20 protein-coding genes, 1 tRNA gene and 1 pseudogene are annotated in these 26,056 nt (G+C 70.9%); 12 read left to right on the forward strand and 10 right to left on the reverse strand.

The window, feature by feature from the left end; all coding sequences use genetic code 11:
* Window positions 1-43: 43 nt before the first annotated feature.
* Window positions 44-577 (reverse strand): GcrA family cell cycle regulator, encoded by a 534-nt coding sequence (locus MFF55_RS04810; RefSeq protein WP_238242950.1) that lies wholly within the window; start codon window positions 575-577, stop codon window positions 44-46.
* 297 nt (window positions 578-874) lie between these two features.
* On the opposite strand from MFF55_RS04810, the gene MFF55_RS04815 reads away from it, so the two are divergent.
* Complete coding sequence (locus tag MFF55_RS04815) at window positions 875-1,711, forward strand: cell envelope integrity EipB family protein (protein WP_238242951.1); 837 nt, start codon at window positions 875-877, stop codon at window positions 1,709-1,711.
* 236 nt (window positions 1,712-1,947) lie between these two features.
* Here MFF55_RS04815 and MFF55_RS04820 read toward each other — a convergent pair.
* Window positions 1,948-3,257, reverse strand: a pseudogene (locus MFF55_RS04820) (DNA polymerase IV).
* On the reverse strand, window positions 3,254-3,547 hold the full coding sequence (locus tag MFF55_RS04825) for a DUF3572 domain-containing protein (RefSeq protein WP_238242952.1): 294 nt from the start codon (window positions 3,545-3,547) through the stop codon (window positions 3,254-3,256). Before MFF55_RS04825 ends, MFF55_RS04820 begins: the two are co-directional and overlap by 4 nt.
* 80 nt (window positions 3,548-3,627) lie before the next feature.
* Here MFF55_RS04825 and MFF55_RS04830 point away from each other — a divergent pair, with 80 nt between their 5' ends.
* Window positions 3,628-4,008, forward strand: a complete 381-nt coding sequence (locus MFF55_RS04830) for a response regulator (RefSeq protein WP_238242953.1) — start codon at window positions 3,628-3,630, stop codon at window positions 4,006-4,008.
* Between the two features lie 60 nt (window positions 4,009-4,068).
* Window positions 4,069-5,442 carry a PleD family two-component system response regulator gene (locus tag MFF55_RS04835; protein ID WP_238242954.1) on the forward strand — a complete coding sequence of 458 codons (1,374 nt, stop codon included), beginning with the start codon at window positions 4,069-4,071 and terminating at the stop codon, window positions 5,440-5,442.
* Here MFF55_RS04835 and MFF55_RS04840 read toward each other — a convergent pair.
* From MFF55_RS04840 to MFF55_RS04855, 4 genes are all read right to left on the reverse strand, one after another.
* A complete protein-coding gene (locus MFF55_RS04840; RefSeq protein ID WP_238242968.1) occupies window positions 5,391-6,557 on the reverse strand; it encodes an O-antigen ligase family protein in 1,167 nt (388 codons plus the stop codon). The two genes, MFF55_RS04835 and MFF55_RS04840, sit on opposite strands and share 52 nt — an antisense overlap.
* A gap of 88 nt (window positions 6,558-6,645) precedes the next feature.
* Window positions 6,646-7,230 carry a DUF2059 domain-containing protein gene (locus MFF55_RS04845; protein ID WP_238242955.1) on the reverse strand — a complete coding sequence of 195 codons (585 nt, stop codon included), beginning with the start codon at window positions 7,228-7,230 and terminating at the stop codon, window positions 6,646-6,648.
* 53 nt (window positions 7,231-7,283) lie between these two features.
* A complete protein-coding gene (rpiA, locus tag MFF55_RS04850; protein ID WP_238242956.1) occupies window positions 7,284-7,994 on the reverse strand; it encodes a ribose-5-phosphate isomerase RpiA in 711 nt (236 codons plus the stop codon).
* Between the two features lie 107 nt (window positions 7,995-8,101).
* Window positions 8,102-8,569, reverse strand: a complete 468-nt coding sequence (locus tag MFF55_RS04855; RefSeq protein ID WP_238242957.1) for a hypothetical protein — start codon at window positions 8,567-8,569, stop codon at window positions 8,102-8,104.
* A 142-nt stretch (window positions 8,570-8,711) separates the two neighbouring features.
* Here MFF55_RS04855 and MFF55_RS04860 point away from each other — a divergent pair, with 142 nt between their 5' ends.
* Window positions 8,712-9,413 carry an HAD family hydrolase gene (locus MFF55_RS04860; protein WP_238242958.1) on the forward strand — a complete coding sequence of 234 codons (702 nt, stop codon included), beginning with the start codon at window positions 8,712-8,714 and terminating at the stop codon, window positions 9,411-9,413.
* A gap of 5 nt (window positions 9,414-9,418) precedes the next feature.
* On the opposite strand, the gene MFF55_RS04865 is transcribed toward MFF55_RS04860, so the two are convergent.
* Both MFF55_RS04865 and MFF55_RS04870 read right to left on the reverse strand, forming a co-directional pair.
* A tRNA-Val gene (locus tag MFF55_RS04865) sits at window positions 9,419-9,493 on the reverse strand.
* Window positions 9,494-9,616: 123 nt separating this feature from the next.
* Entirely contained in the window at window positions 9,617-10,708 is a 1,092-nt protein-coding gene (locus MFF55_RS04870; RefSeq protein WP_238242959.1) for an SPL family radical SAM protein, read from the reverse strand.
* Between the two features lie 80 nt (window positions 10,709-10,788).
* Here MFF55_RS04870 and MFF55_RS04875 point away from each other — a divergent pair, with 80 nt between their 5' ends.
* From MFF55_RS04875 to addA, 7 genes are all read left to right on the forward strand, one after another.
* Entirely contained in the window at window positions 10,789-11,715 is a 927-nt protein-coding gene (locus MFF55_RS04875; RefSeq protein WP_238242960.1) for an alginate O-acetyltransferase AlgX-related protein, read from the forward strand.
* Window positions 11,716-11,942: 227 nt separating this feature from the next.
* A complete protein-coding gene (locus MFF55_RS04880) occupies window positions 11,943-14,420 on the forward strand; it encodes a sensor histidine kinase (RefSeq protein ID WP_238242961.1) in 2,478 nt (825 codons plus the stop codon).
* Window positions 14,421-14,519: 99 nt separating this feature from the next.
* Window positions 14,520-16,106: a tRNA (adenosine(37)-N6)-threonylcarbamoyltransferase complex ATPase subunit type 1 TsaE gene (gene tsaE, locus MFF55_RS04885; RefSeq protein ID WP_373874722.1), complete on the forward strand. Its 1,587-nt coding sequence runs from the start codon at window positions 14,520-14,522 to the stop codon at window positions 16,104-16,106.
* A gap of 162 nt (window positions 16,107-16,268) precedes the next feature.
* Window positions 16,269-17,012, forward strand: a complete 744-nt coding sequence (locus MFF55_RS04890) for a nucleotidyltransferase family protein (protein WP_238242963.1) — start codon at window positions 16,269-16,271, stop codon at window positions 17,010-17,012.
* A gap of 251 nt (window positions 17,013-17,263) precedes the next feature.
* Window positions 17,264-17,398 (forward strand): hypothetical protein, encoded by a 135-nt coding sequence (locus tag MFF55_RS26735; protein ID WP_283206702.1) that lies wholly within the window; start codon window positions 17,264-17,266, stop codon window positions 17,396-17,398.
* Window positions 17,399-17,408: 10 nt separating this feature from the next.
* A complete protein-coding gene (gene addB / locus MFF55_RS04895; protein WP_238242964.1) occupies window positions 17,409-20,534 on the forward strand; it encodes a double-strand break repair protein AddB in 3,126 nt (1,041 codons plus the stop codon).
* The gene (addA, locus tag MFF55_RS04900; RefSeq protein WP_238242965.1) at window positions 20,534-23,998 is read left to right on the forward strand and encodes a double-strand break repair helicase AddA; all 3,465 of its coding nucleotides are present in this window, start codon (window positions 20,534-20,536) and stop codon (window positions 23,996-23,998) included. Before addB ends, addA begins: the two co-directional genes overlap by 1 nt.
* A gap of 59 nt (window positions 23,999-24,057) precedes the next feature.
* Here addA and MFF55_RS04905 read toward each other — a convergent pair whose 3' ends face one another.
* Window positions 24,058-25,338, reverse strand: coding sequence for a PQQ-dependent sugar dehydrogenase (locus MFF55_RS04905; RefSeq protein WP_238242966.1), 1,281 nt, complete (start codon window positions 25,336-25,338; stop codon window positions 24,058-24,060).
* Between the two features lie 341 nt (window positions 25,339-25,679).
* Between MFF55_RS04905 and trxA the strand changes: the two genes are divergently transcribed.
* The gene (gene trxA, locus MFF55_RS04910; RefSeq protein WP_238242967.1) at window positions 25,680-26,000 is read left to right on the forward strand and encodes a thioredoxin; all 321 of its coding nucleotides are present in this window, start codon (window positions 25,680-25,682) and stop codon (window positions 25,998-26,000) included.
* The last annotated feature ends 56 nt before the right edge of the window (window positions 26,001-26,056 follow it).

Below are 26,056 nucleotides of genomic sequence, written 5' to 3' on the forward strand. Positions count from 1 at the left end.
ACCGTGCCCATCACCGCGTGACGGCCGGCGTCGGGCGCCTCAATTACCGAAAACCGCCCGCCCGGCGATCGCGCTTGCGCTCGGCCGCGGGCTGGTAGGCGATCTGTGCGTGGTGCGTGCAGTAGGGCAGGCCGGTGATCGAGCGGTCGCCGCAATAGTGGAAATCCGACGAGGTCGGGTCGCCCATCGGCCAGCGGCACATGGATTCCCGGAGGTCCATGATGGTGACCCGGGTCGAGGAGGCGAGCGCCGTCGGCGCCGCCACGACGGGGGGCGCCGCCTGCGGGAAATCGGGCGCGGGCCGGTGCGAGACGATCGGGATCACCTCCGGCGCGATCGGGCCGCTCTCGGCTAGCTCGATCTCGGCCTCACGCGAAACCTTCTTGCGGCCTGCCACCGCGCCGTCGCCGGGCTTCACGCGGCCGGACAGCCCGAGCCGATGCACCTTGCCGATCACCGCGTTGCGGGTGACGCCGCCGAGCTGCGTCGCGATCTGGCTGGCGCTCAGGCCCTCTTCCCAGAGGCGCCGCAGGAGTTCGACGCGCTCGTCCGTCCAGCTCGGAATCGTTTCCAGCATCGCCCTCTCCGAGATCCTTGCCACCCGAGCCGCATCGGCGGCGTGACGCGCGAAAATGCGCATGACGGCCGTGGTTCGACGCTTCGGATGATGGTCGCCAACTGCACCCTCCGGCGACGGGAGGAACCGTACAAGAGCCCTCGCGACGGATGCAAGGGTGCTCGCGACACGGGTCGGTCTTTCCACCGGCAAAGGCTCGGAGCCCTGCGGCCGCATTGTCGCCCATGCAATTGTCACCCATGCGGGCGTGACTATCTCAGCGAGAGCCGCGGCCGGGTGCCGCCATCGAGAGACATCATGAAGCTTGGACGCGGATCGGCCTGCCTCTTCCTCCTCGCCACGGCGACCGCACAAGCCGCGCCCCAGCCCGACCCCGTACGCCTCGCCGGCCATCGCGCGGTCTACGACCTCTCCCTGGGGCAGAGCCGCGGCACCCGGGCAGTGGAGAGCGCGCGCGGGCGCATCGTGATCGATTTCACGGGCGATGCCTGCAAGGGCTACACGATGACGACCCGCCAGGTGACGGAACTCCAGAGCGGCGAGAGCGGCGGCCGGACCTCGGACCTGCGCAACACCACCTATGAATCCGGCGACGGCCGCAGCTTCCGCTTCAAGACTGCGACGCTCCTCAACGGCAAGCCCACGCAATCGGTGGACGGGACGGCCGAGATCGCCGCGGACGGCATGAAGATCCGGCTCAAGGAGCCCAAGCGCGACCAGATCCAGGGGTCGAGCGCCGTGCTGTTCCCGAGCCACCACATGCGCCGCCTCGTCGAGGCGGCGCGGGCCGGCGAGACCACGGTCTCGGTCCAGATCTTCGACGGGTCGGACGACGGGCGGAAGATCTACGACACGCTCGCCATCATCGGCCGCCGCAGCGTCGCTCCGGCCGCCGGCAACGACCGGGACAAGCCGCTGCGCGAGGGCGAAATGGCGTCGATGCCGCGCTGGCCGGTGACGCTCAGCTACTTCACCGCCGGGGAGGGCGAGCGCACGCCGATCTACACGCTCAGCTTCGACCTCTACGACAACGGCGTCAGCGGTGCCCTGCGCCTCGATTACGGGGATTTCGCCATCGCGGGCGACCTGACGCGGCTCGAGATGCTGCCGGCGGCGAAGGATTGCGGTCAGTAGAGGTGAGGCGGGGTTCCTCACGCAGATGAGGGCGAGCCGCAGGCAGCGCTGCGGCCACTGGCACTCACCTTTGTCATCCCGGGGCGCCGCAGGCGAGCCCGGGACCCAGAGCCACCGACAGCGCTCCAGCTTGCCGCATCAGCGGTCATGGGTTCCGGGCTCTGCTACGCAGCCCCGGAATGACAAAGGTGGGTGCCCAGGGGCCGTGGTGAGCACGTGCGAGCCGTAGCGCTTCTTCACCCCTCACCGGCACCTTCCGGCAATGAGCTGGCGTGGCGCGCCGGCTTCTCCGCCGCCGCAAAAACCAGCCCGCGCTGGATCGCACCCGCGCCGAACCGCGCCCGCACCCGGTCCAATGCCGCCTCCCGCTCCGCGAGCCGCGCGAGGCCGTTGTCGATGAGGTCGCCGCGATCGGCGTGGCCCGCCTCGCAGAGATCGCCGGCGCCGATGCCGATCAGGCGATAGGCCGTGCCGTCGCAGGCCTCGCGCAGCATCGCCTCGCCCTGGACGAACAGCCGCTCGGCGAGCTGCGTCGGGGGCAGGCCGCCCCGGGTCCGCGTGCGCAGCCGGAAGCGCCCGTCCTTGAGCTTCAGCGTCACGCCGCCGGCCGCAGGCCGGCCCGCTTGAGCCGGGCCGAGACGCGCTCGCATAACCGCCACAGGATCGGGCGCAGGGCCTCGAAGGCCGCGAGATCGGCCGGAAAGGTCGTCTCGGCCGAGACGCTCTTCGTCTCCCGCACGCTGCGGACCGGCCGGGCATCCTCGCCGCGGGCCAGGGCGAGGAGGCGGCCGGCATCGCGGCCGAAGGCGGCGTGCAACCCCTTCGGGTCGACGCGTCCGAGATCGCCGACGCGGCGGATGCCGAGCTCGGCGAGCCGCTCCCGCGCCGCGCCTCCGATCCCGGGCAGGATCGAGACGGGGCGGTCGGCGAGGAAGGCGGCCGCCTCGCCTCGGCCGAGGATCGAGAAGCCGCGCGGCTTGTCGAGGTCCGAGGCGATCTTGGCGAGGAACTTGGTATCGGACAGGCCGATCGAGACGGTGATCCCGATCTCGCGCTCCACTCTGGCGGCGAAGCGCGCCAGGGTCACGGCCGGGCTCGCCCCGTGCAGGCGCTCGGTGCCGCTCAAGTCCAGGAAGGCCTCGTCGATCGAGACGGGTTCGACGGCGGGCGTCAGCGCCAGCATCATGGTCCGGACCTCGCGGCCGACCCGCGCGTACTTCTCCATGTCCGGCCGGATCACCACGGCGTCGGGGCAGGCCTTCAGCGCCTTGAACATCGGCATGGCGGAATGCACGCCGTTGATGCGGGCGAGGTAGCAGGCCGTCGCCACGACGCCGCGCCGCCCGCCGCCGACGATCACCGGCTTGTCGCGCAGGCTCGGATCGTCCCGCTTCTCGATCGCGGCGTAGAAGGCGTCGCAATCGACATGCGCGATGGTGAGGCGGTCGCGCTCGGGATGGCCCAGGAGACGCGGCGAGCCGCAGGAGCGGCAGCGCCGCGCGTCACCCGCCTGCAGCGTGCAGCAATCGCGGCAGAGCGGCGTCACGGATCGTCGGGCTCGGGCGGCCCCAATCGCCGCCAAGTCGCGGCGATCCGCTCCGGCGACAGGTCGATGGCCGCCGCGCAGGCGAGCAGGCGCGCCTCGTCGCCCATGACGTGGTCGAGGACGCCCGCGAGGAAGCCCGGATCGGCGGCGCTCGCGCGAAGATTGTCCGGCGTCAGGCCGGTCGCGTCCATGAAGGGCTGCAGCCGTTCGGGCTCCGCGGCGAGCCAGGACAGGATCTGGACTGCGATGCGGTCGTCGGACTCGGCGCCGGGAATCGATTTGCGTTTCATCAACATGTATCGATTAGAGGTCCATCCTAAGGCCATTGGTCGTGTAGAATGAGCCGCGCGCCTACCGGGAACAATGGGCCATGAAGAAAACCGTGCTCATCGTTGAGGACAACGAGTTGAACATGAAGCTCTTCAACGACCTGTTGGAAGCGCACGGCTACGCAACCTTGAAGACCGCCAACGGTATCGAGGCGATCGAGCTCGCCCGCGCCTACCATCCGGACCTGATCCTGATGGACATTCAGCTTCCCGAAGTCTCCGGCCTCGAAGTCACGAAGTGGCTGAAGGAGGACGACGAGCTGAAGCACATCCCCGTCGTCGCCATCACCGCCTTCGCGATGAAGGGCGACGAGGAGCGGATCCGGGAGGGCGGCTGCGAGGCCTACCTCTCGAAACCGATCTCCGTCGCCAAGTTCCTGGCCACCGTCCGCACCTATCTTGGGGACGGCCGCGCCGCCTGACGGCGGGTCGGTCGCGCCCCGTTTGTCGTTGTCACGAAGTTCTGAGGAAGGCGAGGCACGATGTCGGCCCGAGTCCTGATCGTCGACGATCTCTTCCCGAACGTGAAGCTCCTCGAGACGAAGCTCTCGCTGGAGTACTTCGACGTGATCGCGGCCATGAACGGGCCCGACGCCATCGCGATCTGCGAGAAGGGCTTGTGCGACATCGTCCTCCTCGACGTGATGATGCCGGGCATGGACGGCTTCGAGGTCTGCCGTCGCCTCAAGAACAATCCGGTGACCGCGCACCTGCCCGTGGTCATGGTCACGGCCCTCGACCAGCCGGCCGATCGCCTGCGCGGCCTCGATGCCGGGGCCGACGACTTCCTCACCAAGCCCATCGACGACACCGCGCTGTTCACGCGCGTGCGCAGCCTGGTGCGTCTGAAGGCGGTGACGGACGAACTCCGCAGCCGGGCCATGGCCTCCCGCGATTTCGGGATCGGTGACCCGCTCGCCATCGCCACGGCCGAGACGGGCCAGAACGCCGACATCCTCCTCGTCGACGATCGCGCGAGCTCGGCCGAGCGCCTGGCCACGGCCCTGTCGCAGCACCATTCGGTCACGGTCGAGACCGACCCTCACCAGGCGCTCGTGCGCGCCACGGAAGGGAGTTTCGAGCTCGCGCTGGTCAGCCTCGACCTGAAGGATTTCGACGGTCTGCGCCTGTGCAGCCAGCTTCGGTCGCTGGACCGCACCCGCAACATCCCGGTGATCATGATGGCCGAGGCCCATGATCGCGGCCGGATCATCCGGGGCCTCGATTTCGGCGTCCACGACTACCTGATGCGGCCGATCGACCGGAACGAGCTCATCGCCCGGGTGCGGACGCAGGTGCGCCGCCGGCGCTTCTCCGAGGTGCTGCGCGGCGCCGTCCAGGCCTCGATGGAGCTCGCGATCACGGACGGGCTCACCGGTCTGCACAACCGGCGCTACCTCGACAACCACCTCGCCGCGCTCTTCAGCGAGGCGGTGCTTCGCCAGCGCCCGGTCTCGGCCCTGATGCTCGACATCGACCGGTTCAAGTCGATCAACGACACCTACGGCCACGAGGCCGGCGACGAGGTGCTGAAGGCCTTCGCCGACCGCATCCGCACCCATACCCGCGGCATCGACATCGTCGCCCGCTACGGCGGCGAGGAGATCGTGATCATCCTCCCCGATGCCGGCGTGGAGGGTGCCCACACCATCGCCGAGCGCATCCGCGAGCGGATCGAGGAGGTGCCCTTCTCGATCCAGCGCGATACCCGCAGCGTGGCGGTCACGGTCTCGATCGGCGTCGCCGCCCGCAACGCCGAGGACGCCGGCCCGGCCGACATGCTCAAGCGGGCCGACGCCGCGCTCTACCGGGCCAAGGCCGAGGGCCGCAACCGGGTCGTGGCCGCAGCGGCCTGAGCGAAGCCTTCGCGGGTCCAGGCGATCGCGGCGCCGAGCCCCGCGACCCACCAGGCCTGCCAGGCCCCGTGCTCGACGAAGGCGATGGCGGCTGCCGCGGCGATCAGGGCGAGCACGGTGGCGAGCTCCGCCCTCGGCAGCTTCGCGACGCTGCCTAGCGTGAGAAGCAGCGCCGTCGCCGCCAGGGCGGCCCCGACGATCCCGAGCTCGGCCCAGACCTGCAGGAAGCTGTTATGCGGGTGGCCGACCGCCAGCATCGACCGCATCTCTGGCTCCAATCCCGCCGCGACGGGCGCTTCGGCGAACCGCGCCGCGGTGCCGTAGCCAGCCCCCCGCCAGGGATCGGCCGCCACGGCCGCACCGAAGCTGCGGGCGATGGCAACGCGCGCGCGCGAGCTGCTCTGGACGAGGCGTTCGTGCAGGGCTTCCGGCATGATCCGGTGGAGGAGGTCGCCCTCGATGGGGGCCAGCGCGACGGCGAGGCCGAGACCGAGGCCGGCCAAGCCGAGGGCGGCCCGCCTCGGCAGGACGCGGGCGACGGCCCAGGTCGCCAGGGCCGCGGCGAGGCCCAGCGTCGCCGCGCCGCTCACCGACCGAAGGATGGCGGCAAGGCCGAGGCCGAGCGCCAGGGCCGCCCCGCGCGCGTGACCGCTGCGGATGAGCAGCGCGACGAGGGGGATGCCGATGAGCAGCATCGTCATGACCGGGCGATTGAAGACGAAGAGCGCGACGCGCTGACCGAACGCCTTCTGCGGCGCGAGATCCGTCGCGAGGCTCGCCACGACGTAGAGGCCCGCAAGCCCGAGCATGAGTCCGGCGAGCCGCGCGGTTCCTGGCGGCAGGCGCCCGGGGGCGAGCCGCGCCACCAGATAGGCCGCCGCGAGGGTCGGCAGGAACTCCCCGGCGACCCGCAGGGAGAGGAGGGGGAAGGGGCTCCATGTCACCGAGGCGAGGCACCAGCCGAGAAGGGCCAGGACGCAGAGCCCGAGCGGCGTGCCGAGCGGCAAAGCGAGCCGGCGCAGGGCAGCTTGCCGATCCTCGATGAGCTCCGCGGCGAGGAAGAGCAGCCCGGCGACCCCGACCACGAGCGGACTCGACCGGTTCGCCACGGCCATCGCGGGCGGCACCAGGATCAGCGCCACCGCGCCGGAGGCGCGCAGGCGAGCCACCGCGGGGGACACTGGATCGCTCCCGCCGCGCACCCTACTGGAGCTGGTGTCCGCGCTTGGACATCTCCGCCCGCACCCGGACCATGACGTATTCCGAGACGGTCTGCGTCCAGGTCTGCATCGCCTGGACCATGCTGTCGAGGACCTGCGGCTGGGTCTCCACGTAGCGCTTGCCGGCTGGCGAGCGGAAGAAGCCCGCGATCTCGTTGAGCTCCGGTTCGGTCAGGCGGCTCGCGTAGATGCGCGCGGCCGTGTCGATCATGCTCTGCTTCTGCAGCTCCATCTCCGGATCGAGGGAGACCAGCACCTCGTCGAGGTCCTTGGTCAGCTCGGGGCGCGTCACCGCCGCCTGCCGGATCTGCTCGCCGAAGGCCGGGATGATTGAGTCGAAGGAGCGTGCGATCCCGGAGCTCAGCATCACCTCCTTGGCGAGCGCCAGATGGCTCGCGGAGGGGCCGGCGGGCGTCGCGGGGGCTTGGGCCGCGGGCGTCATCGGCTTGGCGGCCGGCTTGGCAGGGGCTGCCGCGGGTTTCTGCGCCGGCTGAGGCTGCTGCGCGACGGCCGCATGGGGCAGGGCGGCGGCGAGAAGAACCGCGAGCAACGCGGGAAGGCGGATCATGGCGAGCACTCCGGGCTGTCTGGATTGATGATGGAAGGGGGCCGGCCCGATCGTCAGACCTGGCCGAGCAGGCTCAGCGCCGCCTCGCCGTCGCGCGCCTCGGCGAGGATCGCGCCCGTGGCGAGGCCGAGGAACAGGCCGTGCTCCACCACGCCCGGCACGGCCCAGAGGGCCGCGCAGAGCGCTTCCGGATCGGGGATGCGGCCGAGCCGGGCGTCGAGGATGAAATGGCCGCCGTCGGTGGTGAAGGGTGCGCCGTCCCCGGCCTTCCGCAGGGCGAGCTCGCCCGAGCAGCCGCACGCAGCGAGCGCCGCCTCGACGCCGCGGCGCGTCGCGCCGAGGCCGAAGGCGTTGACCTCGATCGGCAGCGGGAACGCGCCGAGGGTTCCCACGCGCTTGGCGGCATCGGCGATCACGACCATCCGCCGGCTGGCATGCGCGACGATCTTCTCGCGAAGGAGAGCGCCGCCGCCGCCCTTGATCAGGCGCATTTCCGGGTCGATCTCGTCGGCGCCGTCGATGGTGAGGTCGAGCTCCGGCAATTCCTCCAGCGTCGCGAGGCGGATGCCCTCCCGCTCGGCCGCGACGCGGGTGGCCTCGGAGGTCGGCACCCCGACGACGTCGAGGCCGTCCCGGACGCGAGCACCGAGGAGCGTGACGAAGACGTTCGCCGTGCTGCCGGTGCCGAGGCCGAGCCGCATCCCGTCTTGGACGAGCGCGACGGCGCGTGCGGCGGCCGCTTGGCGCAGATCGGGTCCGCTCACGCGGCGGCTCCTTTGAGGGATGGGATCGGGCGCATGGCTCGGGCTCGATGAGGGGTGCGGGGAGCCCCTAGCACGCCGGGATGACCGGGCAAATGCCGACCTTGCGCCTAGGGGCGGCCGCCCTGCGGCGGCGTCGCGCTCGGGCCGGCGCGCCCGGGAGCGGGGCTCGTCGGCGCTGCTTCCTCGCTGGGTGTGGCGGGGCTCGCCTGCGCCGTGCAGACCACCGCCTCCTTCTGGAGCTGCACGTAGCAGATGCTCATCTCGCCGGTGCGGAAATTGACCCGGAACACGCCGGCCTCGCGGGTGTGGCGCGAGGCGACGAGACCGTATTGCGACGGAGCCTGGGCGCCCGCGCCCTCGCCGGAGCCGTAGCACACGGTGAGGCCGACGCCGCCGACGGCGCCCTCCCGCAGGCCGTATTGGCAGGAGGTCACCTCGCCCGTGACCGTGTCGACCCGGTAGACCCGGTTCAGGTCGATCTGCGGTGCGGGCACGAACTCGTAGGACCCGGCGGCTGCCGCGCCGCTGACCAGGAGGGCGCCGAGTCCGGCCGCGAGATGTCCTGTCCGACGCATGATCCCCTACGTGTTCCTGTCGTTGCTCGTGCGACCTCTAGCCCGCGCTTGCGGCACAAAGGTGACCCGCGGACCCCGGCCTTGATCGCAGGCGGAGCGCCGGTTAGCCAGACCGCGCCTCCACCCAGCCCCGAGTGACGCCATGACGAAGCCCCCGCCCATCGCCGTGTTCGACCTCGACGGGACGCTCGCGGAGACGGCCGGTGACCTCGTCGGCACCCTCAACGTGATCCTCCAGCGCGAGGGCCTGCAGGCCCTGCCCGTCGAGGAGGCCCGCGACCTGATCGGAGCGGGCGCCAAGGCGCTCATCCAGCGCGGCTTCTCGGCCGTCGGCGAGCCGCTGACCACGGAGCGCCTCGAGACGCTGTTCGTCGACTTCCTCGATCATTACGGGCACCATATCTGCGACCACTCGCATCTCTATCCCGGCGTCATCGACGCCTTGGACAAGCTGGAAGCGATGGGGTTCCGCCTTGCCGTCTGCACCAACAAGGTGGAGGGGCATGCCGTGCGCCTGCTGGAGGCCCTCGGCGTCGCGCCGCGCTTCGCCGCGATCTGCGGGCGGCAGACCTTCCCCTTCTCGAAGCCGGACCCGCGCCACATCACCCTTACGATCGCCCAGGCCGGGGGCGACCCGGAACGGGCCGTGATGGTGGGGGATTCCCGCGCCGACATCGACGCCGCCAAGGCCGCCGGCATCCCGGTCGTGGCGGTGACCTTCGGCTACACCGACACGCCGGTGCAGCACCTCGGACCCGACCGGGTCATCTCGCATTTCGAAGACTTGGCCGATGCGGTCTCGGCGCTGGTCCCGGCGAGGGCGGAGCTGCGTCCGGCCTCGTGAGGGAATGGTGGGCGCGACAGGGATCGAACCTGTGACCCTTCGCGTGTGAAGCGAATGCTCTCCCGCTGAGCTACGCACCCATCAGCCGCGTCGGGAACCAGCGGCTTGCGGCGCTATAGACCGGCTCCGCGAGCGCGTAAAGCGCCGCGAGGTGGCAAGTCCGTGAGGTGCCCAGTCACGTCGCGAGGGTGCGAAGGCCAAAATCACGTCCAATAGAGCACCCGCGCCCCAGGCAGATGCGCGGCGATCTCGGCGCGCAGGGCAGCTTCCATCTCGCGCATGAGCTCCTTGGGAAAGACGTACTTCACCGAGCCGAACTTCGTGAGCTTGCGGGTCCGTTCCGCCTCGCGCATCGGCAGGTCCGAGCCGGGGTACCAGCCCTCCAGAACCGCCTTCGAGCCCGGCGTGAAGCGGTGGGTGATCAGCTCGACGGTCAGATCGAGATCGGGCACGCCCAAGAGGGCCGAAGCCGCGTCTGCGATCAAGGCCGCATAGGCCGCCCGCCATTCCGCGACCGGCAGGATCGGTGCGATCGTCAGGCCGACCGGGTATCCGGCCCGGGCCATCCGGCCGAGGGCTTCCAGCCGCGCCCGGAGGGGTGCAGTGCCGCCCTCGTAGCGCGCGGCCGGCGCTGCGTTCACCGAGAACCGGACCCGGGTGCGGCGATTGTGAGCGAGCCCGAGCAGGGGCTCGACGGCCGCGAATTTCGTGGTGAAGCGCAGCTGCACGTCCGCGTTCCAGGCGCCGAAATGCCGGATCGCCGCCGAGAGCGAGCCCGTCAGGTGCTCGATGCCGAGCGGGTCGGTGTAGCAGGAGGCTTCGAAGGTGGTGCCCTCGTTCACGCGCTCCGCCTGGCGGGAGGTCACGCCGCCGCGGCCCACATACGTGTCGAGATTGCCCAGGATCTCGTCGAGGTTGGCGTAGGCGCGGGTCATCGGCGGTCCCGAGAGCGAGCCGGCGAGGTAGCAGTAGCTGCAATGGGCCGGGCAGCCCTCCGCTAGGTCGAAGCGCCAATCTGCGCTCGGCGGGATCGGCTGGAGCCGCAGCTTGCCCGCGGGCGCCGCCACGATAGCAAGCGTCGCCTTGGCCGCGGCGTAGGCCCGGCGCGGGTCCGGATCGCTCTGGGCCGTGAGGCGGTTGCTCCTCAGACGCTCGACGGGCAGGCCCAGCGCTTCCGCGCGCTCGACCATCGTGCGGCCGTGGGCGTGTTCGAGGGCCGCGGGGGTGACGACGACCCGGCGCGGCCGCCAGAGACGGGCCGGTGCCGATGCGGGAAGGCTAGGATCATGGAACATCCGGGGAAACGCCGGTTGACGGTGCGAGGCTCCCGGTGGGGCGCCCTGTTCAGCCGGCGCGGCGCCGGTTAAGGAGCCGGATGCGTCGCAAGAAGCGGGAGATCGTGCATGTCGGGCGCGACGGCTGGCTCTTCCTGATCGGGGGGACCAACGGCGTTCTCGACCAGTACCGGTCGACCTTCGCGTGGTGGCGGCGCCTGCGCGCCTGGGCCAGCCTGGTGGAGGCGCGCGCAGCCCGTGCCCGGGCGCTCGGCATCACCTACGTCCACACGGTCGTTCCCGAGAAGCTGTCGATCTACGAGGACCGGACGGATGCGCTCGCCTACGATGCGGCCAAGTCGCCGGCCCGACGCCTCGCGGGAAGGCTCCTCAAGACACCCGCCTATCTCGACCTGCTGGGGCCGATGCGGGCGGCGCGCGACGGGCCGCCGCCGCTGTTCTACCGCACCGACACCCACTGGAACTACGACGGCTGCCTCCTCGGCTACCGCCTCCTCCTCCGGGCCTGCGGCGCGGTCCCGCCCGCCGGCATCGGGGACCGTCCCCGATACGAGACGTCCAAGGTGCGCGACCTGGCGGAGAAGCTTCCCTCGAAGCCCGTCGAGGCCGCGAGCCACGGAATCATCGACCAGCACGCCAAGCGCGTCTTCGCGAGCCCCCTGGTCGAGGCCTACGAGGCGGCGGGGCAGGCGCCTTCCCTGCATGTCGGCGCCCACGTGGTCTACCGCAACGAGACGCCGGGGGCCGACCCGCGTACCGTGGTGCTGTTCGGCGATTCGTATTCTCACTTCGCGCCGATCATGCTCACCGGGCTGCTCGCCGAAACCTTCCGCGAGGTGCATTTCGTGTGGTCTTCGAGCCTCGACTGGACCTATATCGAACGGGTTCGGCCCGACCTTCTCATTTTCGAGATCGCCGAGCGCTTCATGGTGCGCCTGCCGGACGATCTGTTCGACGTGGAGCGGTGCGGCGAGCGGACCGGTCCGGTTCTAGCGACGGCCGGTTGATCCCGATCCCGGCTGAGCGGGGGCGTGTCGGCGCTTCGTCCCGGGTCCCAGCACTGTGTCTTTTCTGCTGGTCCCGCGCGCAACCGCGCTCGCCGACCCCAAAGTTAAGCTTCGCCCCCTTTCAGCGCGAATCCGCCTCGCGTTAAGATCGCTGGATTCCTCGGATGAGGCGGAGCGGTCAGGGCGCGACACTCGCCTTTTGGCGATTCGTGGAGGCGGTACGAATCATGGGGGTCGATCGGACGGTGCGCATCACGGCGCGCGCCGGCGCTGTCCTCGTCACTGCGGTCGGGAGCCTGGACGCCGCGCTGGCGGCCGAGTCGTTTGCGGGGTTCTGGCCGGCCGGTCCGATCCAGCACCACAACGTCGCGGGCCTCGCGATCTTGATCGGGTTGACCGTCTTCGCGACGATCCTCTCCCTGCTCCACATCCGCGAGCGCGCCCGCTGGACCCGCCGCGAGGGTGATCTGAACGCCGAGCTCTCCGCCCTTCGCGGGGCGCATGATCGCGCCGAGATGCTGCTCAACGCCGAGCGTCAGGTCATCGTGACTTGGTCGGGACGCGGCGATGCCAGCGTGGAGGGCGACACGACCATCGCCGTCGATGGCGACCGGCTGACAGCCGGCGATCCGCGCCGGGTCCTCGCCTTCGGAACCTGGCTCAACCCCTCCGATGCCGGCGCACTCGACGTCGCCGTCGAGGCCCTGCGGGAGCGGGGGGCGGGGTTCCGGCTGAGCCTGCGCACGCCGAAGGGCCGCTTCATCGAGGCTCAGGGGCAGGCGCATGCGGGCCGGGCCGTGCTTCGGCTGCGCGAGGCCACCGAGGAGCGGCGGGAGCTCAACGCGCTCCGCCATACCCTCGACGAGGCCAAGCGCGGATTGGCGGCCCTTGCTGCCCTGCTCGATGCGATTCCGCAGCCTGTCTGGCAGCGCGACAATGCCGGCGCCCTTGCCTGGGTGAACGCGGCCTATGTCGCCGCGGTCGAGGCGGGAACCCGGGCGGCGGCGGTCGCCGGCGGCGTCGAGCTGCTCGACCGCCAGGCGCGCGACACGATCGCCCGCGGCGGGGCCGGTCGGTCCGCGCTGCGCCTCTCAGCCGTCGTCGCCGGCGGGCGGCGGATGCTCGACGTGACGGAGGTGCCGGTGGAGAACGGCCGCGTCGGTATCGCCGTGGACGTGTCCGAGCTGGAGAGCGTTCGCGCCGATCTTCAACGCCAGATGGACGCGAATGTCCGCACCCTCGACCAGCTGCCCACGGCGGTCGCGATGTTCGACGCGAGCCAGGCCCTGATCTTCCACAATGCCGCCTACCGCCAGCTCTGGGGCCTCGATCAGGCCTTCCTCGAGACGAGGCCCCGCGAAGGAGAGATCCTCGATCACCTCCGCTCCTTACGGAAACTGCCCGAGCAGGCCGATTTCCGGTCCTGGAAGGCCGAGGTGCTCGCCGCCTACCGCGCGGTCGAGGCCAACGAGACCTGGTGGTACCTGCCCGACGGGCGCTCGCTGCGCGTCGTCGCCGATCCCAACCCGCAGGGCGGCCTGACCTACCTGTTTGACGACGTTTCCGAGAGCGTGAAACTCGAATCCCGCTACAACGCCCTGATGCGCGTCCAAGCCGAGACCCTGGACACGCTGAAGGAGCCAGTGGCGGTGTTCGGGGCCGACGGGCGCCTCACCTTCGCCAACCGTGCCTTCGCCGGCGTCTGGCGGCTCGACGCCGCGATGCTGGTGGAGCGACCCAGGATCGATGCGGTGATCGAGGCCTGCCGCAGGTTGTCACCCGACGAGGAGCCCTGGATCGACATCCGGGAGGCCGTGACCGGCCTCGAATCCCGCTCTGGGATGACCTGCCGCCTCAAGGTGGTCGACGGCACCGTGCTCGACTGCGCCGCGCAGCCCCTGCCCGAGGGCGCGACCCTGCTCACGCTCATCGACGTCACCGCCAGCGTGAATGTCGAGCGGGCGCTCACCGACAAGAACGACGCCCTGGAGCGTGCCTCGCAGCTCCGGGACACCTTCGTCCACCACGTCTCCTACGAGCTTCGCTCGCCGCTCACCAACATCATCGGCTTCACCCAGCTCCTCGGCGACGAGACGGTCGGGGCCCTGAACGAGCGCCAGCGCGAGTATTCCGACCACATCATGCGCTCGTCGGGCGCGCTCCTCGTCATGATCAACGACATCCTCGATCTCGCCTCGATCGATGCCGGCTCCCTCGAGCTGACCCGCGAAGTCGTGGATGTGCGGACCACCGTGGAGGCTGCCGTGCGCGGGTTGGAGGACCGCCTCGCGGAGTCGGCCGTCGGCCTCGACCTCGACGTGCCCGACGACATCGGCAGCTTCGTCGCCGACGGCAAGCGCGTCCGCCAGATCCTGTTCAACCTGCTCTCGAACGCGATCGGCTTCTCCGGTTCCGGCCAGACGGTTCGGGTCGCGGCGCGCCGCAGCGCCGCCGAGCTGCGCCTGACCGTGAGCGACGACGGCCGGGGCATGCCGGCGGACGTCGCCGCCCGCGTGTTCGACCGCTTCGAGAGCCATACGCTGGGGACCCGCCACCGCGGCGTTGGCCTCGGGCTCTCGATCGTGCGCTCCTTCGTCGAGCTGCATGGCGGGCGGGTGGCGCTCGAATCCGCCCCCGGCGAGGGCACCCGCGTGACGTGTACCTTCCCCCTCGACGCCGAGGCGGCGCAGGCGGCGGCGGAGTAGGGCGATTCGGCCGCCGGGCGATTTCGGTTAAGGTTGCTCCGCTATGAAGGATCGGTCTGCGTTGTCCCCTCGGGGCACCGCGAGGCGCCAGCGGAGGGCGTGGGGTTGAGCCAGGACGAGCCTGAGACGTCGCCGGTCGAGAGCACTCCTGCCGCCTGGGAGATCGTGCTTCCCGACGAGAGCGCCACCGAGGATCTTGGCCGCTTCCTCGCCGAGTTCCTGGCGCCCGGCGACCTCGTCGCCCTGTCCGGCGGCTTAGGGGGCGGCAAGACCACGCTCGCCCGCGCCCTGATCCGCGAACTCGCCGGCGCCCCGTCCCTCGAAGTGCCGAGCCCGACCTTTACGCTGGTCCAGCCCTACGAGGCGAAGAACGGTCGCGCCATCGTCCATGCCGATCTCTATCGCCTGCGCGGTGCGGACGAACTGGTCGAGCTCGGCTTCGACGAGATGACCGAGAGCGCCATCACCCTGGTCGAGTGGCCCGAGCGGCTCGGGCACCGCGCCGGTCCGATCCTCTCCGTCGAGCTGTCCCTGCGCCCGCAATTCGGCGACGGCTCCCGCTTCGCCCGGATCGACGGCTCCGGCGGGATGGCCGCGCGTCTCGAGCGCGCCCGCGCGCTCCGGGCGCTCCTCGACCGCAGCGGCTGGGACGAGGCGACCCGCGTGCCGATGCAGGGCGACGCCTCCTCGCGCGCCTACGAGCGTCTGGTGAAGCCCGACGGCACGACCGCGGTGCTGATGATCTCGCCCCCGCGGGCGGACGGGCCGCCGGTGCGGGACGGCAAGCCTTACAGCACCATCGTCAAGCTCGCCGAGAGCGTTCACGCCTTCGTCGGTGTCGACCGGGGCCTGCGCGCGCTCGGGTTCTCGGCGCCGCGCATCTATGGCGAGGATCTCAGTGCGGGCCTGCTCATCATCGAGGATCTCGGCTCGGAGCCCGTGGTCGATTCCAACGGGCCTCGCCCCGAGCGCTACGCCGAGGCGACGCGCCTCCTCGCGAAGCTTCACGGCACGGAACTCCCGGGTGTGCTGCCGGTGGCGGACGGCATTGACCACGTCCTGCCGTCCTACGATCTCGAGGCCCTGCTGTTCGAGGCCGAGCTGCTGCCGGATTGGTACTGCCCCGCCATCCGCGGCGCGAGCCTTCCCGGACCGGCCCGCTCCGAGTTCCTGGCCCTCTGGTCCGACGCCCTGCGCGGCATCCCTGGGGAGCGCCCGACCTGGACCCTGCGCGACTATCACTCGCCGAACCTGATCTGGCTGCCCGATCGCGAGGGGCTGGAGCGCATCGGCGTCATCGACTTCCAGGACGCGGTGCTCGGCCACCCGGCCTACGACGTCGCCTCGCTGCTGCAGGACGCCCGCGTAGATGCGAGCGCCGAGTTCGAGCTGCGCCTGCTCGGCCTCTACGTCCGCGAGCGGCGCGCCCGCGACCCGGATTTCGACATGCACGCCTTCGCGCACGCCTACGCGGTGCTGGCCGCTCAGCGGGCGACGAAGATCCTCGGCATCTTCGCGCGCCTTGATCGGCGGGACGGAAAGCCCGGCTACCTCGCCCACCTGCCGCGGATCGAGGCCTACCTCGCCCGCAACCTCAAGCATCCGGCGCTCAGCGCCCTGCGCACGTGGCACGCGACGCATCTGCCCGGGCTGGTGCCATCGGCCGAGCCGGAGCCCTCGGCCTAACCATTATCCGACGCAAGATCCCTTGCCGCCCCGCCCTGCCGCCGGCAAGCTCGGCCTTGCGGATCGCGGTGGATCCTGCTGGTTGTGCGGCAGCGACGGCGCGCCGGACATCGGCGTCGCGTGAAGCGAAAACGATCTCACGGCCCGGAGCGTCCGACCCGCATGTCCGATATCCCGTCGAACCCGATCACCCACGCCTTCGTCCTCGCGGCGGGCCTCGGCAAGCGCATGCGTCCGATCACGGCGACGGTCCCGAAGCCCCTGGTCGAGGTCGCCGGGCGCGCCCTGATCGACCACGCCCTCGACCGGGCGGCCGAAGGCGGAATCGCGACGGCGGTGGTGAACGTGCATTACCTGGCCGATCTCATCGAGGGCCATCTCGCCAAGCGGACCCAGGCACCGGAGATCCGGATCTCCGACGAGCGTGCTGCGCTGCTGGAGACCGGCGGCGGGGTCAAGAAGGCGCTCCCGCTCCTTGGAGACCAGCCCTTCGTCGTCTTCAACTCGGACTCGTTCTGGCTGGAGGGACCGGAACCCAATCTCGGGCGCCTCATCGGGGGCTGGCAGCCGGAGGCCATGGACATCCTGGTTCTCGTCGCGCCGACGGCGACCAGCCTCGGTTACGAGGGAGCCGGCGACTTCTCGATGGACCCCGACGGGCGGCTGGAACGCCGCGGCGAGAGTGCGGTCGTGCCCTTCATCTACGCGGGGGTGGCGATCCTGAAGCCGGAGCTGTTCGCCGATACGCCGGAGGGCGCCTTCTCGCTGAACCTCCTGTTCGATCGTGCCATCGCGCGCCAGCGCCTCTACGGCCTGCGCCTCGACGGCCAATGGCTCCATGTCGGTACGCCGGAGGCCGTCGCCGCGGCCGAGGCGCGGGTGCGGATGAGCGCACAGGTCGCGTGAGCCGCCGCCCACCCGACGCTTTGAGAACGGATGCAGAACGACTATGTTGGTGCGAGGCGATGTGCGCCGTGGGCGTCCCGCTCACACCGCCTCTGCTCGCTTAAGGTGTCGAAGTTCGTCCGTCGCTCCGCGCATCCGTGATGGCAAGACATGTTGGACGCGTTCGTGAGCCGATCGAGCGGACCCAGGAACATCGGGTCAGAAGCGCCGAGGTCGTCGGGCGCATGGAATGTTATCAAGGATTGGTGGACGTGGCCCTGCTCACCATTGACCGAGCCAACGTGATATCGCTGACCCGCGACTTCGATCTTCGGCAGACGGGTCTGTCGGCTGCGCGGGCGCCAAGCGGTTTCTCGCCTGCGCGCGAGAACCGGCTCGGCCTTTAGCGGCCACGAGATGTCCGACTCCAACGTCTTCACGATCCCACCGGGGGCACCCTTCCTTCCGACGCTCGCCGATGCGCTGATCTCCGGCCGGCTCGTCGGCGCCCTCGGCGCCGACCCCTTCGCGCTGGCCGGCGTCACGCTCTACCTTCCTACGCGCCGCGCCGTCCGAGCGATCTCGGCGATCCTGGCGGAGCGCCTGGACGGTACGGCGCTGCTCCCCCGGATGATCCCGCTCGGGGAGGCCGACGAGGCTGAGCTGGACCTTTCCGCGGCGCCCCTGCTGGAGAACGGCGAAGATCTCGCGCCGCCCATGCCGCCCCTGGAGCGGCGCTTGATCCTCTCGCGCCTCGTTCAGGCCTGGGCCGAGACCGTCGACCGCAAGCTCCTGCCCATCGATGAGGAGGTGCCGTTCCTGGTGCCCTCCTCGCCGGCCGACGCGGTTGGGCTCGCCGCCGACCTCGAGCGGCTGATGGACGCGCTCACCGTCGAGGGCCTGCCCTGGGACGATATGGGCCGGGCCGTCGAGGCCGAGTACTCGCGCTATTTCGGCCTCACCCTCGATTTCGTGCGCATCGCGGCCGAGAACTGGCCGGGCATCCTGCGCGAGCGCGGCATGAGCGATCCCGTCTCGCGCGCGAGGCTTCTCGTCCTGGCGGAGGCGGCGCGCCTCAGGCGGGATCGACCGCCCGATCCGATCATCGTCGCGGGCTCGACGGGGTCGATCCCGGCGACGGCCAAGCTCATCACCGCGGTCGCCGGATTGCCGCGCGGCGCGATCGTCCTGCCGGGCCTCGACCTCGACCTCGACGATGCGGGCTGGGACGCGATCGAGACGGGCGAGGGGTTTTCCCGAGAGATCGCTCATGGCCATCCGCAGGCGATCCTGCACCGCTTGCTCGGGCCGGGCGGGCTGGCGATGAAGCGGAGCGCGGTACAGCCGCTCGGCGAGGTCCCGCCCGATCTCGGAGCGCGCGCGGCCCTGCTCTCGCAGGCCCTGCGGCCAGCCGAGACCACCGACGCCTGGATCCGGCTCGATGTTGCCCGCCGCATCGAGGTCGCCGGCCGTGGTCTTGCCGGGGTGACGCTGGTCGAGGCGTCCGACGAGCGCGAGGAGGCGCTGATCGCCGCCATCGCGTTGCGCGAGACCCTGGAAACGCCGGGCGCCACCGCGGCGTTGGTCACGCCGGACCGGGGCCTCGCGACCCGGGTCGCGGCCGAGCTCGCCCGCTGGGGGATCGTGGCGGAGGATACCGCAGGCACCGCCCTGTCCCGCAGCCTTGGGGGGCGTCTCGCCCGTCTGGCAGCCGAGTTCGCCGCTGAACCTTCGCCTTCGAAGATCATCAGCCTCCTCGCGCATCCCTTCGTGCGGCTCGGGGCCGAGCGGTCGGACGTGGTGCGCGCGGCCGCGGCCCTGGAGATCGGGGTCCTGCGAGGTGCAGCTCCCTCCGACGGCTTTGCCGGACTCGCCGCGGCGGTCGCGCTGCAGCGGGGCGAGACCGGCCGCCGGCCACGCCCCAAGCGCCGGCTGACCGACCGCGACTGGGATCTCGCGGCCTGGCTCGTCGATGGGCTGGAGCGGGCCTTCGCCGACTTCATGGACCCCGATCACAGGAGCGTGCGGGACCTCCTCGCGATCGCGGGACAGCACCGCGCCGTCTGCGATCGTCTCGTCGCCGTGCCCGATGGTGCGGACGCGATCGAGGACGCCTCGCTCGGTGCCCTCGACGCGCTGTTCGACGACCTCGAACTCGCCGAGCCCGGCCTGCTGGAGGGTCGCTTCGGCGATTATCCGGCCTTCTTCACGGCGCTCGCCCGCGAGCGGGTCGTGGCCTGCGGGGGCGCGCCGCCCCATCCGCGCCTGCGCATCCTCGGGCTCCTCGAAGCGCGCCTGCTGACCGCCGACCGCGTCGTGCTCGGCGGCCTCGACGAGGGCGTTTGGCCGGTACGGACGGTCACCGATTCCTTTCTGAACCGCCCGATGCGGGACCGCGTGGGCCTGAACCCGCCCGAACGCCGGATCGGTCAGAGCGCCCACGATCTCGTCCAGGCGCTCGGCTGCCCGGATGCGGTGATCACCCGGGCCGGCAAGCGCGAGGGTGCGCCGACCGTGCCCTCCCGGTTCCTGCAGCGCCTGCGTGCCCTCGCCGGGGAGGCGGCCTGGGGCGGCATGCTCGCCAGGGGACAGCGCTTCGCCGCCTACGCCGCTGCGCTGGACGGCAGCGCCGGGCCGCAACAGCCCCGCGCGACGCAGCCGAAGCCCCGCCCCGACCCCGCCCTGTTCCCGCGGTCCTTGAGCGTCACCGAGATCGAGACCCTTGTGCGCGATCCCTACGCCATCTTCGCTCGCCGCGTGCTCGGGCTCGATCCTCTCGATCCCGTGGCCGCCACGCCGGGTGCTGCCGAGCGCGGCACGATCGTGCATCAGGTCTTCGGCGAATTCGCGCAGCATTTCCCGGGTGAGATCGCGGATTGGGCCCGCGCCGAGGAATGGCTGCTGGATCGTTCGGCCAACGCCTTCGCCGAGATCGAGAACGTCTATCCCGAGCTCTACGCGGAATGGTGGCCGCGCTATCTCCGCATGAGCGGGAAGTTCCTGCAATGGGAGGAGGCGCGACGCCCCGGCCTCGCCCGGGTTCATGCCGAGATCTCCGGCGAGTGGAAGATTCCGCTGGGACGGGACACCATCACCCTGCGGGCCCGTGCCGACCGGATCGAGGTCGCGCGCGACGGCCGCGCCTGCATCGTCGACTTCAAGACCGGATTGCCGCCGAGCAACAAGGAGGTCTATGCGGGCTTCGCGCCGCAGCTCACCCTTGAGGCCGCCATGCTGATGGCCGGCGCCTTCGAGGGCATTCCGGCGGCGCGGGAGGTGCCGGACCTGCTCTACGTCTACGCGTCGGGCGGCCGCAAACCCTTCGAGCCGATGCCGCTGAAGCCTCCGCGCGGCGATGAGCGGGCCGTCGAGGCGATCGTCGCCGAGCACGTGGTGCGCCTGCGCGGGCTGCTCGCCCGCTTTCTCACCGGAGAGGCGGCCTACGTCGCGCGCCCCTACCCCAAATTCGCCAAGTCCTACGGCGATTACGACCACCTGGCACGGGTCGCGGAATGGTCGCTCGCCGGTGAGGGGGAGGGCTGATGTCCGCGTTGGAGCGCTTCGTCGTCGACCCGATCACGCTGGAATCGCAGCGCCGCGCCGCCGATCCCCGCGTCTCGGCCTGGGTCTCGGCCAATGCCGGCGCCGGAAAGACCAAGGTGCTGACCGATCGCGTGGTCCGCCTTCTCCTCGACGGGTCGGCGCCGGGCCGCATCCTGTGCCTCACCTTCACCAAGGCGGCCGCCGCCAACATGGCGATCCGAGTGTTCCGGCGGCTCGGGGAATGGGTCACCCGGGACGAGGCGGCGCTCGCGGCCGAACTGACCGAACTCATGGGCGAGCCGCCGCGGCGCGAGACGATCGAGCGGGCCCGCCGCCTGTTCGCCAGGGCGGTCGAGACGCCGGGCGGCCTCAAGATCGAGACGCTGCACGCGCTCTGCGAACGGCTCCTGCACATGTTTCCGTTCGAGGCGAACGTGCCCGCCCGCTTCGTGGTGCTCGACGACACGCAATCGCGCGAGGCCCTGGAGATCGAGACCGACAACGTGCTGGCCGACGCGGTCAGCGGCACGGACATTGCCTTGGGCGAGGCCCTGGCGCGGGTCAGCCCGGAGGCGACGGGCGACACCCTGCGGAAGGCGATCCGGACGGCGATCGAGGCTCGGCATGTGCTCGGCCATCGGGGCGGTCTCGACGCGCCCTTCGAGGAGCTGGCGCGGGCGCTCGGCCTCGCGGCGGACGAGACGGCCGAGGCGATCGAGCGCCGCATCCTCGAAGGTGGCTTGCCCGACTGGCCGGCCCTCGCCGAACGGCTGCGGACGGGCAAGGCGACCGATGAGCAGATCGCCGAGGATCTGCTGGAGGCGCAGCGGCTGCGCGGCGCGGCCGAGGCGCTAGACGCCTATCAGGGCATCTTCTTTACCGACAAGGGAGACCCTAAGGCCGACCGCAGCCTCGGCACCAAGGCGGTGCCGGACGCCGTCAAGGACCAGTTGCGGGCCGAGCGCGACCGGTTGATCCCCCTATTCGACGCTCTGCGCGGCGCTCGGGCGCAGGCACGCACGCAGGCGCTGTTCACGCTGGCCGCGGAGATCCATCGCCGCGTCGAAGCGCAGAAGGCGCGCCTCGGGGCGCTGGATTTCGACGACCTCATCCACAAGACCCTCGACCTTCTCTCGCGGGTCGGCGCCTCCTGGGTGCTGTACAAGCTGGATCGCGGCGTCGACCACGTCCTCATCGACGAGGCACAGGACACCAACCCGCAGCAATGGGAGATCCTGCGCCGGATCACCGCCGAGTTCGCGGTCGGGGAGGGCGCCCGCGAGCTAAACCGCACCCGCTTCGCGGTGGGCGATCCCAAGCAGTCGATCTACAGCTTCCAGGGTGCCGAGCCGCGCGAGTTCGAGACGACGCGCAGCGAATGGCGCAGCGCCACGCTCGGTGCCGACCTCGCCTTCGCCGACGTGTCGCTGAATCTCTCGTTCCGCTCGGCCCACGGCGTGCTTCGGGCGGTGGACGCCACCTTCGCGGTGCCGGACCATTACCGGGGGCTATCCTTCGAGGAGGGCGCCACCCGGACGATCCACACCACGGCCCGGGGCGGCGCGCCAGGCGGCATCGAGCTCTGGTGCGTCGAGGAACCGGCCGAGGGACCCGATCCCGACGCCTGGGCGGCCCCCGTCGACGCGCCGGAGGCGAATGCGCCCGCGATCGTGACCGCCCGGCGCATCGCGAGGGCGGTGAAGGCCTGGACGACGACGGGAGACGAGGACGGTCACCGCCGTCGGCCCGGTGATATCCTGATCCTGGTGCGCAAGCGTTCCGCCGCCTTCGAGGAGGTGATCCGCGCCCTCAAGGCCGCGGGCGTCCCGGTGGCTGGTCAGGATCGGCTCGACGTCGCCGCCCACATCGCGGTCGCCGATCTCGTCGCGGCGGGCCGCGCCGGACTACTGCCGGCCGACGACCTCACCCTCGCCGGCGCGCTGAAGAGCCCGCTCGCCGGTCTCGACGACGATGATCTTGTGCGCATCGCGGCGCGGCGCGAGCTTTCCGAGACGCTGGAGGATGCGCTGGCCCGGCACGCGGCCGCCGGCGACCCGGCCGCGATCCGCGGCGAAGCCGCCTTGCGCCGATGGATCACGCTTGCCGCGGCGCATGGGCCCTTCGGGTTCTACGCGGCCCTGCTCGGACCGCATGGCGGCCGGCGCAGCCTCGTCGCCCGTCTCGGCGGAGAGGCGGGCGACGCCATCGACGTGTTCCTCGCGGCGGCCGCGGCGGCCGAGCAGGGCGGCGACGCGCCCTCGCTCGACGCGTTCCTCGCCCGCTACGTCGCCGGTCCGGGATCGGGGGAGGGCGGGCATACGGTCAAGCGCGACCTGGAGTCCGGGCGCGACGAGGTCCGCGTCATGACGGTCCACGGCGCCAAGGGCCTCGAGGCGCCGGTCGTGGTCGTGATCGATGGATGCGAGCCGCTGGGCCGCAACGACCCGCCGCTCCTACCGATGACGCCCCGGCGCCTGGCGGGCGAGATCCCGCTCCCGCCGGTCTGGTCGACGGGCCGGACCCACGACTGCTCGGCGCTCGCCGAGGCGCGCGCGGAGCTGCAGGTCAAGGCGCGCGAGGAGCACAACCGTCTACTCTACGTGGCGATGACGCGGGCTGCCGACCGACTCGTGATCGCGCCCTATCGCGGCCGTGACCGGGAGACCACGGCCTCTTGGTGCGAGATGGTTCGCACCGGCATGGAGCAGGCCTTCGGCCCCGGCGAGACCCTGGAGACGAGCTATGGGCCGATCACCCTATGGCGCGAGGGCGAGCCGGCCTCCCTGTCGCTCGCAGCCGCCGGGGTCGCCCCCGGCACCACGACCCTTCCGGTCTGGCTTGAGGCTCCCGTTCCCGCGGAGACGGCGGCAACGTCGCCGATCAATCCGTCAGGCGCCTTGAGTGCAGCCGACGGCAGCCGTGATGCCGGACCACGCCAGGGCGATGCCGAGGCGCGCCGCCGCGGCCTCGTCGTCCACGCATTGCTCGAACACTTGCCGCGGATTGCGCCCGAAAAGCGGAGATCGGCCGCGGAAGGCTTCGTCCGTGCTCGCGCGCCGGCGATGCCGGCAACAAATCGAGCCACGATCGTGCGGGACGTGCTCCACCTGCTCGACGAGCCTGGCCTCGCACCCCTCTTTGCCGGCGAGGCACGCGCCGAGGTGACGCTGGCGGGCCGGGTGATCGTCGGCGGCCGCGAGCGTTCCGTCTTCGGCCGGGCCGACCGGCTCGCCGTGGCGAGCGACGTCGTCCATGTCGCGGAGTTCAAGACCGGCCGCCCCCCCGCGATGGGCACGCCGCTGCCGCAGGGCGAGGCAGCCCAAATTGCCCTCTACGCGACGCTGCTCGGTCAGATCTATCCGGGGCGCCGCATCGCGCCCGTCCTGATCTGGACCTGCGGCCCCGTCATCCGCCGCCTCGACCCCGGCGACCTCGCCGGGATCCTCGCCACCCTCGCGGCGTGACGCCCACGACACATGCCGGAGGACGGACCGACGATCGGCCCGCTCGATGTGGCGCGGCCTCAACCCTGCGGCGCGATCCGCAGAATCTTGGCGTCGTCGCCATCCGTGACGGCGTAGACCGCGCCGTCGGGGCCGACCTTCACATCGCGCACGCGCTCGTCGAGCAGGAGACGCTCTTCGGTCACGACCTTGTCCCCATCGAGCTTCAGCACCACGAGGCCGGCGTTCAGGAGGCCGCCGATGACGAACCCGTCCTTCCAGGCCGGAAAAAGGCTGCCCGTGTAGAGCGCCATGCCGGAGGGGGCGATGACCGGATCCCAGTAATAGACCGGCTGCACGGTGCCGCCCGCCTGGGTCTTGCCCTCGCCGATCTTCTGCCCGCTGTACTCGATACCGTAGGTGACCTCCGGCCAGCCGTAGTTCAGCCCGGGGCGGGGCCGGTTGAGCTCGTCGCCGCCGCGTGGGCCGTGCTCCACCGTCCACAGCCGGCCTTGTCCGTCGAGGGCCGCCGACTGGATGTTGCGATGTCCGTAGGACCAGATTTCGGGCTTGGCCTTCTCACCGCCGGTGAAGGGGTTGTCCTTCGGCGCATTGCCGTCGGTATCGATCCGAAAGACCTTGCCGAGTCCGCTGGTAAGGTCCTGCGCCTGCACGCGGGGCGTCTTGTCCGAGCGCTCGCCGACGGTGACGAAGAGCTTGCCGTCCGGCGCGAAGACGAGGCGCGAGCCGAAATGCTTGTCGCCGTCATAGGTCGGCATCTGGCGGAAAATGACCTTCAACTCGTCGAGGCGTCCGCCGCCCTTGTCCTCGATGAGCTTGGCCCGGGCCACGGTCGTCCCATTGCCCTTCTCGCGGGGCTCGGAATAGCTGAAGTAGATCAGGCGATCGGAGGGAAAGCTCGGGCTGAGCACCACGTCGAGGAGCCCGCCCTGGCCGCGGGGGTCGACCTTGGGCACGCCGGTGACCGGCGCACCGATGGTGCCGTCCTTCGCAAGGATCCGGATCTTGCCCTCCTTCTCGGTGATGAGCATGCGCCCGTCGGGCAGGAACTCGAGGGCCCAGGGGCTCGCCAGGCCTTTCGCGGCGACCGCCACTTGGACCTTGGTCGCCTCGGCCGGCTTTGGCGCCCGCGTCTGGTTCGGCAGCATGGGTGTGTAGGAGGTGTTCGGCGGCGCGGTCTCGGCCGGGCTCCCGCCGGTGGCGGCGGTGGCCGGCGCCGTGAATGCCTCGCCCTCGACTCGGGGTGGCCGGGTCTCCGAGCCAGGCTCCTGAGCGCCGGCATGAGCCCCGAGGCCGAGGACAGCCACGGCGGTGAGCAGGGTCTGAGAGATGCGCGTCACGATCGATCGTCCTCCGTGCGGCGTTGGCCGCGTCGTGTTCCGGGATACGTCGCGCCGTTGGGCTGGCGGCGACGACCCGTTGGCGCGCCGCCCGCGAGTCGCGCGGGAAGGGAGCAGCCATGGGGTGATGTCGGGGAGATGGGGCGCACGGGCTTAGACGGCGAGGGTCCGCGGTCGAGAACGTTGCGAAGGCCTCATCCACGGCCGACACATGTTCCCGTCGGATGTCAGACCCTCGGGAGTCGCGTTGCGCCTTGACCGTTCCGGGTGCCGACGCCAAGTCTGACGGATCGTGGCGTTCGGCAGGTGTTCGTCGCCCGCGAAACCGGAAAGGGATGGTCATGGCGACGGTGAAGGTGACCGACGCGAGCTTCGAGCAGGATGTGCTTCAGTCTGCCGAGCCCGTGGTCGTGGATTTCTGGGCCGAGTGGTGCGGTCCCTGTCGGCAGATCGGTCCGGCACTCGAGGAGATCTCGGCGGATATGCAGGGGCGGGTGAAGATCGCGAAGGTCAATGTCGACGAGAACCCGGGCATCGCTGCGCAATACGGCATCCGCTCGATCCCGACGCTCCTGATCTTCAAGGGCGGTCAACTCGCAGGGCAGAAAGTCGGCGCTGCGCCTAAAGGCGATCTTTCGCGCTGGATCCAGGCGAGCGCCTGATAAGGAGCACGCCCTTCGGCGTACCGACAATGCCGGAAAGCCCTGCGGTTGCGCGG

Origin of the sequence: Methylobacterium iners (assembly GCF_022179305.1) — a bacterium.
GTDB classification, from domain to species: Bacteria; Pseudomonadota; Alphaproteobacteria; order Rhizobiales; family Beijerinckiaceae; genus Methylobacterium; species Methylobacterium iners.

Excerpts from the sequence above, each read along its gene's own strand:
- MFF55_RS04810 (WP_238242950.1), bottom strand. The coding sequence starts at position 577 with ATGCTGGAAACGATTCCGAGCTGGACGGACGAGCGCGTCGAACTCCTG.
- MFF55_RS04815 (WP_238242951.1), top strand. The coding sequence starts at position 875 with ATGAAGCTTGGACGCGGATCGGCCTGCCTCTTCCTCCTCGCCACGGCG.
- MFF55_RS04825 (WP_238242952.1), bottom strand. The coding sequence starts at position 3,547 with ATGAAACGCAAATCGATTCCCGGCGCCGAGTCCGACGACCGCATCGCA.
- MFF55_RS04830 (WP_238242953.1), top strand. The coding sequence starts at position 3,628 with ATGAAGAAAACCGTGCTCATCGTTGAGGACAACGAGTTGAACATGAAG.
- MFF55_RS04835 (WP_238242954.1), top strand. The coding sequence starts at position 4,069 with ATGTCGGCCCGAGTCCTGATCGTCGACGATCTCTTCCCGAACGTGAAG.
- MFF55_RS04840 (WP_238242968.1), bottom strand. The coding sequence starts at position 6,557 with ATGGCCGTGGCGAACCGGTCGAGTCCGCTCGTGGTCGGGGTCGCCGGG.
- MFF55_RS04845 (WP_238242955.1), bottom strand. The coding sequence starts at position 7,230 with ATGATCCGCCTTCCCGCGTTGCTCGCGGTTCTTCTCGCCGCCGCCCTG.
- MFF55_RS04855 (WP_238242957.1), bottom strand. The coding sequence starts at position 8,569 with ATGCGTCGGACAGGACATCTCGCGGCCGGACTCGGCGCCCTCCTGGTC.
- MFF55_RS04860 (WP_238242958.1), top strand. The coding sequence starts at position 8,712 with ATGACGAAGCCCCCGCCCATCGCCGTGTTCGACCTCGACGGGACGCTC.
- MFF55_RS04870 (WP_238242959.1), bottom strand. The coding sequence starts at position 10,708 with ATGTTCCATGATCCTAGCCTTCCCGCATCGGCACCGGCCCGTCTCTGG.
- MFF55_RS04875 (WP_238242960.1), top strand. The coding sequence starts at position 10,789 with ATGCGTCGCAAGAAGCGGGAGATCGTGCATGTCGGGCGCGACGGCTGG.
- MFF55_RS04880 (WP_238242961.1), top strand. The coding sequence starts at position 11,943 with ATGGGGGTCGATCGGACGGTGCGCATCACGGCGCGCGCCGGCGCTGTC.
- MFF55_RS04890 (WP_238242963.1), top strand. The coding sequence starts at position 16,269 with ATGTCCGATATCCCGTCGAACCCGATCACCCACGCCTTCGTCCTCGCG.
- addB (WP_238242964.1), top strand. The coding sequence starts at position 17,409 with ATGTCCGACTCCAACGTCTTCACGATCCCACCGGGGGCACCCTTCCTT.
- addA (WP_238242965.1), top strand. The coding sequence starts at position 20,534 with ATGTCCGCGTTGGAGCGCTTCGTCGTCGACCCGATCACGCTGGAATCG.
- trxA (WP_238242967.1), top strand. The coding sequence starts at position 25,680 with ATGGCGACGGTGAAGGTGACCGACGCGAGCTTCGAGCAGGATGTGCTT.